Origin of the sequence: Pelomonas sp. KK5, from assembly GCF_001984095.1 — a bacterium.
Lineage (GTDB): Bacteria > Pseudomonadota > Gammaproteobacteria > Burkholderiales > Burkholderiaceae_C > KK5.
This window is the reverse complement of record NZ_LYVQ01000074.1, coordinates 20,432-27,020: the sequence shown is the minus strand read 5'-3', so window position 1 is coordinate 27,020 and position 6,589 is coordinate 20,432. Positions and strand designations below refer to the sequence as shown.

The window sequence follows — 6,589 nt, the reverse complement described above, 5'->3', positions numbered from 1 at the left end:
GGCCGTCGAGGCGGCGCGGGCCGGCGAGCAGGGCCGCGGCTTTGCCGTGGTGGCCGGCGAGGTGCGCACGCTGGCCCAGCGCAGCGCCCAGGCGGCGCGCGAGATCAAGGCGCTGATCGGGGCCAGCGTCGAGCGGGTGCAGGCGGGCAGCCAGCTGGTCGACGAAGCCGGCAGCACGATCAACGACGTGGTGTCGCAGGTGCGCCGCATGACCGACCTGATGGCCGAGATCAACGCGTCCTCCAACGAGCAGAGCAGCGGCATCCGGCAGGTGAACCAGTCGGTCGCCTCGATCGACCAGGGCACGCAGCAGAACGCGGCGCTGGTCGAGCAGAGCGCGGCCGCCGCGGAAAGCCTGCGCCACCAGGCCCAGCAATTGCTAGAAGTTGTTTCGGTGTTCAAGACCACCGCAACATCTCGCTCAACGGCTCACCAGATGGCTTAATTTTGTATACACTTCTGTCCACATGTCGCAGCGGCGCACGTAGGACCCGATCAGACTAGCGCGACACGTCCCCGGCTCACAGCGCCCGCAGTGGTGAGCCGGTCCCGGAGTCTCGGAGTCTCGGATGGAAGCGTATTTGCTCGATTGGGCCAACCTGCTGCTGCGCTGGCTGCACATCATTGTCGGCATCGCCTGGATCGGCGCCTCGTTCTACTTTGTCTGGCTGGACAACCACCTTCACAAGCCCAAGGCGGCGGACCTGCTGGCCCGCGGCGTCGACGGAGAGTTGTGGGCCGTCCACGGCGGCGGGTTCTACAACCCGCAGAAGTACATGGTGGCGCCGCAGAACCTGCCGCAGGACCTGCACTGGTTCTACTGGGAGAGCTACTGGACCTGGATGAGCGGCTTCGCGCTGTTCGTCGTGCTCTACCTGTTCAACGCCAGCACCTTCCTGATCGATCCGCATGTGTTCGACTGGGCGGCGCACGGCGGCACGGCCGGGGCCATCGTCGCCTCGCTGGCCTTCCTGGCGGTGGGCTGGCTGGTGTACGACCAGATCTGCCGGCGCTTCGGCCAGGTCAAGGGCGCGGACGGCAAGCTGCAGATCGGCAACGACGGCCTGGTGCTGGGCCTGCAGGGCGTGTACATCGCGCTGGCGATCTGGGGCCTGTGCCACCTGTTCGCCGGCCGCGCGGCCTTCCTGATCGCCGGGGCGATGATCGCCACGATGATGAGCGCCAACGTCTTCTTCTGGATCATCCCCGGCCAGAAGAAGGTGATCGAGGACATGCGTGCCGGCCGCCCGGTCGACGCCATCTACGGCCAGCGCGGCAAGCAACGCAGCGTCCACAACACCTACTTCACGCTGCCGGTGCTGATCGCGATGCTCAGCAACCACTACGGCATGCTGTTCAGCCACCCGATGAACTGGGCAGTGCTGATCGTGATGATGCTGGCCGGCGTGCTGATCCGCAGCTGGTTCGTGCAGCGCCACAAGGGCAAGGCGGCGCCCTGGCTGATCCCGGCGGCGCTGGTGCTGCTGGCGGCGCTGATCGTGTGGCTGGCCCCGGCCAAGGCGCCCGAGGTGCCGAAGGAGGCCCCGCCGCCGACGACGGCCCAGATCGCGCCCATCATCGAGCAGCGCTGCCAGATGTGCCACAACGCGCAGCTGAACCAGAAGGGCATCATGCTGCACACGCCGGAGCTGATCGAGAAGAACGCCGCGGCGATCAACCAGCAGGCCGTCGTGCAGAAGACCATGCCGCTGAACAACGCCACCCAGATCACCGACGAGGAGCGCGCCACCCTGGGCCGCTGGTTCGCCGGCCGCGCGACGAGCAAGTAGCATGGCGCCTCCCCATACAGGAGGCTAACGATGAAACTGCTCGGCATGCTCGATTCGCCCTATGTGCGCCGCGTGGCGGTGGCGCTGCAGCTGATGGGCGTGCCCTTCGAGCACCGTTCGCTGTCGGTGTTCCGCGGCTATGCGCAGTTCCGCGAGATCAACCCGGTCGTCAAGGCGCCGACGCTGCTGCTGGACGACGGCACGGTGCTGATGGATTCGACGCTGATCCTGCAGTACGCCGCCGCGCTGGCGCCGCGCAGCCTGCTGCCGACGGAGCCGGCCGCGCTGGCGCATGAGTTGCGCCTGAGCGGGCTGGTGCTCGCCGCCTGCGAGAAGGCGGTGCAGATCGTCTACGAGCACGGCGTGCGGCCGCCCGAGAAGGTGCACCAGCCCTGGATGGACCGGGTGCATGAACAGCTGCGCGCGGCCCTGGGTGCGCTCGAGGATGAGCTGACCCGCCGTCCGCTGGACAGCGCCGCGCTGACCCAGGCCGGCCTGTGCATCGCCGTGGTCTGGACCTTCATCCAGGACCTGGTGCCGGGCAGCGCGCCGGCGGCGGAGTTTCCGGTGATCGGCGCGTTCACCGCCGCCTGCGAAGCGCGGCCGGAGTTCCGTGCGGCGCCGCACGGCGACGGCACCTACCCGGTCGCCGCCTGATCAGGGCAGGGCGGGCATCGCCTTGCCGTCGAGCCTGGCCGTTACGGCCCTGGCGATCCAGCCGTTCTGCAGGTAGCGGTACAGGTTCTTCCCCGGGCACACCGTCTGCGTGCTGAAGTCCTTGTGCGAGGCGATGTCGGCCGCCGTCAGCCGGTACTTGCGCGCCATGTCGGCCATCAGCTCCACCGTCGCGCGCAACTGCGCCGCGTTCGGCTCCACCTCCTCGAAATTGCCCAGCACCATGATCAGCAGGTGTCCGCGCGGGTCGTACTCGGTGTTGGTGTCGCCGGCTTGCGCCTCGGGCCGGGCGGCGTAGACGCGGCCCTCGGGGTCGATCACGTAGTGGTAGGGAATGTCGGCCCAGTGCTTGGTCTCGCGCGACCACTGCTGCAGGTGGCGCAGGTAGTCGGGCACGTCGCGGCCGGGCGCCCAGGTCTCGCCCTGATGGTGCAGCGTGATGTGGGTGATCGTCTGCGGCGCGTACGACGTGGCGGACGGCGAGCCGCCCCAGGTGTCCGTCGGAACGACGTCGATCGCGGCCGCGTGCAGGCTGGCCGCGAGCAGCAGGCCGGTGAGTAGGATTCTCTTCATCGGAGCGAGTCTAATGAGCGCTCGACCCTTGACGGGAAGGACAAGGATGAAGACCGCCCTGATCACCGGCGCCGGCACCGGCGTCGGCGCCGCGACCGCGCAGGCCCTGGCCCGCAAGGGCTATGCGCTGCTGCTGAACTACTCGAAGAGCGAAGCCGAGGCCCGCGAGACCGAGGCGGCCTGCCGCGCGCTGGGCGCCGACACGCTGCTGGCGCAAGGCAGCGTGGCCGAGGATGCCGACTGCCGGCGCCTCGCCGCCGCCGCGCTGGAGCGCTGGGGCCGCATCGACGCGCTGGTCAACAACGCCGGCATCAGCGTCTTCGCCGGCGCCGCCGCCTGGGAGGCGCTGGACGCCGAAGCCTTCCAGCGCATCTACGCGGTCAACACGATCGGCAGCTTCCAGATGGTGCGCGCCTGCGTGGACGCGCTGAAGGCCGCGCAGGGCTGCATCGTCAACGTGTCCTCGGTGGCCGGGGCGCTGGGCATCGGCTCGTCGATGCCCTACATCGCCTCCAAGGGCGCGATCAACGCGATGACGCTGCACCTCGCGCGCACGCTGGCGCCGGCGGTGCGGGTCAACGCGGTCTGCCCGGGCATGATCACGACGCGCTGGTTCGTCGACGGGCTCGGCCCCGAGGGCTTCGAGAAGATGAAGGCGGCGGCCGAGGCGATGACGCCGCTGGGCCGCGCCAGCAGCGCCGAGGACGTGGCCGAGGCGATCGTCTGGCTGGTCGACGGCGCGAAGACCGTCACGGGCGAGCTGCTGATGCTCGATGCGGGCATGCACCTGGGCGTGGCGCCGCGGCTGCCGGGAGCGCGATAGCGGCTGCCCCGCCCAGGTGACGCCCAGCGCGCTCGGCTGCCAGGAGTGCCTGGCGATGGGCAGCCGCTGGGTCCACCTGCGGCTGTGCCGCAGCTGCGGCCCTGTCGGCTGCTGCGACGATTCCCCGCATCGCCATGCCCGCGCCCACTTCCAGGCCAGCGGCCATCCGATCATCGAGGGCTATGACCCGCCCGAGGGCTGGGGCTGGTGCTTCGTGGACAAGGTCGTCGTCGAGCTGCCTGACCAGACGCCGCAGCGCCATCCGATCCCGCGCTACGTCTGATACGGCTTTGCCTTCAAACGCCTAACTGCGTTGGATCGCCTTGCCGTGCTGAAGCACTGTCTGCGGCGGTCCGCGTTGTTATCCGTTTGAATGCAAATCCGCATGAGCTCGCGACGCGACGCGCAGCTTGAGCCCCACCGGAAACATCGTGAAGGCCACGCGTTCCCGCGGCGGCGTGCCGTCCTCGGTGGCGACCGAGATCAGCTCGTAGTTGCGGGCGATCGTCGCCAGCACCATCTTCATCTCCAGCATCGCCAGGTAGCGGCCGGGGCACAGCCGCGGCCCGGCGCCGAAGGGAATCGAGGCCTTGGTGAGGCTGTGGTCCGCGGCGCTGGCCGAGGCGCGCCAGCGCTGCGGGCGGAACTGCGCCGCGTCGCCCGCCAACTCGGGGTTGACGGCGGCCAGGCGGTTCAGCGCGATCACCTGGGCCCCCTTCTTCAGCGCGACGCCGCCGATGCTGAGCGCCTTGTTCGCCTCGAACAGCGAGACCGGCGCCACCGGCTTCAGCCGCATCGCCTCGTTGATGCAGGCCTCGATCGTCTCGAAGCCACGCGCGGTATCGAACTCGCGCGGCATGTCCTCGCCTGGCGCGAGCGCGGCATCGACCTCGTCCACCACGGCCTGCCATTCGGCCGGGTGCGTGTGCAGCAGGTGGAGCATCCAGCCCAGCGAATTGGCGGTGGTGTCCTCGCCGGCGAGCAGGACCGTCAGCACATTGCCGAGCACGCCGGCGTCGCCGAGGCCGCCGCCGGATTCGTCGCGCGCCGCCAGCAAGGCTTCCAGCAGATTGTTCGGGCGCTCGCGCAGGCCGGGATCGCTGGCCATGCGCTCCCGCGCCCCGGCGATGAAGCGATGGCCGGCCTCGTGGACCTTGGCCAGGTGTCGATCGAATTCCCGGTCGCTGGGCAGGCGCACGTAGCGCCACAGCGGGATGGGCGCGAAGATGCGGCGCATCACCATGGGGAACACCTTGTCGAGATGGCCTTGCAGGGCCTGGTCGGGCTCGCGCAGCGTGTTCATCTCGATGCCGAAGGCCAGGCCGGTGGTGACGTCGACGGTGTAGCGCATCAGCAGCGTCTGCAGGTCCAGGGCCTGGCCGCTGGCGGCGGCTTCGTCCAGGCACAGGCGCAATTGCTCGGTGACGCGCACCAGCGCGAGGAAGTAGCGCTTCAGGTGGCCGGGATCGAAGGCGGACATCACCAGCTTGCGCTGGCGCCGCCAGTCGGCGCCTTCCGCGGAGAACACGCCCTGGATGCCGATTTCATTGATGACGCGCTGCATGCCCAGCAGCCGGCTGAAGCCTTCGGGCCGCTCGCGGTGGATCTCCTGGATCAGCTCGCCCCGCGCGACCACCAGGGCCGCGTCGGGGCCCATGTGGAAGCGGTACAGCGGGCCGTACTGGGCGGCCAGGCGCTCGAGATGGAGGTGGATGCTGTCCAGCTCGACCCCGGCGAGGTTGCCGATCAGCGGCAGCGGGCGCGGGCCGGGCAGCGAGGCCAGCGGCCGGTCGGCCGAGCTCGATGCGAGGGGATGAGGCGCGGACATGGTGATCTGCGGGCTCAGGCCTTGCCCGCCGCCGCGGTGGCGACGGCGCAGCCCAGCTGCTGCATCAGGAAGGGCACGACCGCCTGCGCCACGGCCGCCGGGTTGTCGATCATCGGCCAGTGCCCGCTGTCTTCCAGGCGCACGACGCGCTCAACGGCGAAGAACTCGCGCTGCACTTCGGCGAAGCGCACCGGCACATAAGGATCGCAGGCGCCCCAGACCACCAGCGCCGGCAGCCTGGCAGGGGCGAGGATGCGCGCCGCCTGCTCGGCCAGGGCGCCGAGGTCGCTGGTGTTGCGGTACAGGGCCAGGATGGCGCGGCGCGTGCCCTTGTCGTAGTTGGCGTACATCTCGTCGAAATAGGCCTCGGGCAGGCCGCGCGGGTTGCCATGGCGCAGCGCGAGCTTCAGGCCGGGGCGGTTGGTGCTGGCCATGAACAGCTCGCCCAGCACCGGCGTGCGCCAGATGCGCGCCAGGTAGTGCCAGCGGTAGCCGGGCATCAGGCCGATGTTGAACAGCGTGACGCTGGCCACCTGGGCCAGATGGCCGGCCGCCCAGCGCAAGCCCCAGGGGCCGCCGAAGTCGTGCAGCACCAGGTGGACGCGCTTGATGCCCTGGGCGGCGATCAGCAGGCCCAGCTGCTTGGCATAGCCGGCCACCGTGTAGTCGAAGTCCGCCGGCTTGTCGGCGCGGCCGAAGCCGGGCAGGTCGGGCGCGAGGCAGCGCGCCCGCGGCTCGACCTGTTCGATCTGCTCGATCAGGCCCGTCCAGTCGCGTGAGGAGCCGGGGTTGCCGTGCACGAAGACCACGGCCTCGTCGACGGCGCCGTCGCCGGCGATGAGGGCGGGCGAGCGCAGGCCGCCGGCACTGAGGGTCGTCTGTTCCATCGGGGTCGTCCTG

8 protein-coding genes are annotated in these 6,589 nt (G+C 69.9%); 5 read left to right on the top strand and 3 right to left on the bottom strand.

The genetic code is table 11. The features are described from left to right. The 3 genes from B0W88_RS13705 to B0W88_RS13695 all read left to right on the top strand — a co-directional run. A partial coding sequence (locus B0W88_RS13705; protein ID WP_233151706.1) for a methyl-accepting chemotaxis protein occupies positions 1-445 on the top strand: 445 nt, incomplete at its 5' end. 124 nt (positions 446-569) lie between these two features. Beyond that, positions 570-1,790, top strand: coding sequence for a urate hydroxylase PuuD (locus tag B0W88_RS13700; RefSeq protein WP_077035216.1), 1,221 nt, complete (start codon positions 570-572; stop codon positions 1,788-1,790). Between the two features lie 30 nt (positions 1,791-1,820). Continuing rightward, entirely contained in the window at positions 1,821-2,447 is a 627-nt protein-coding gene (locus B0W88_RS13695) for a glutathione S-transferase family protein (protein WP_077035215.1), read from the top strand. On the opposite strand, the gene B0W88_RS13690 is transcribed toward B0W88_RS13695, so the two are convergent. Beyond that, a complete protein-coding gene (locus B0W88_RS13690) occupies positions 2,448-3,038 on the bottom strand; it encodes a peptidoglycan recognition family protein (protein ID WP_077035214.1) in 591 nt (196 codons plus the stop codon). Positions 3,039-3,084: 46 nt separating this feature from the next. On the opposite strand from B0W88_RS13690, the gene B0W88_RS13685 reads away from it, so the two are divergent. Then, on the top strand, positions 3,085-3,861 hold the full coding sequence (locus B0W88_RS13685; RefSeq protein ID WP_077035213.1) for an SDR family NAD(P)-dependent oxidoreductase: 777 nt from the start codon (positions 3,085-3,087) through the stop codon (positions 3,859-3,861). Continuing rightward, positions 3,812-4,144 (top strand): UBP-type zinc finger domain-containing protein, encoded by a 333-nt coding sequence (locus tag B0W88_RS13680; RefSeq protein ID WP_083748779.1) that lies wholly within the window; start codon positions 3,812-3,814, stop codon positions 4,142-4,144. The genes B0W88_RS13685 and B0W88_RS13680 overlap by 50 nt, the downstream gene beginning before the upstream one ends. A 78-nt stretch (positions 4,145-4,222) precedes the next feature. Here the strand turns inward: B0W88_RS13680 and B0W88_RS13675 are convergent, their stop codons facing one another. Together B0W88_RS13675 and B0W88_RS13670 are read right to left on the bottom strand one after the other, a co-directional pair. Continuing rightward, on the bottom strand, positions 4,223-5,689 hold the full coding sequence (locus B0W88_RS13675) for a cytochrome P450 (protein ID WP_077035211.1): 1,467 nt from the start codon (positions 5,687-5,689) through the stop codon (positions 4,223-4,225). A 14-nt stretch (positions 5,690-5,703) separates the two neighbouring features. After that, on the bottom strand, positions 5,704-6,576 hold the full coding sequence (locus B0W88_RS13670) for an alpha/beta fold hydrolase (RefSeq protein ID WP_077035210.1): 873 nt from the start codon (positions 6,574-6,576) through the stop codon (positions 5,704-5,706). Between the last annotated feature and the right edge of the window lie 13 nt (positions 6,577-6,589).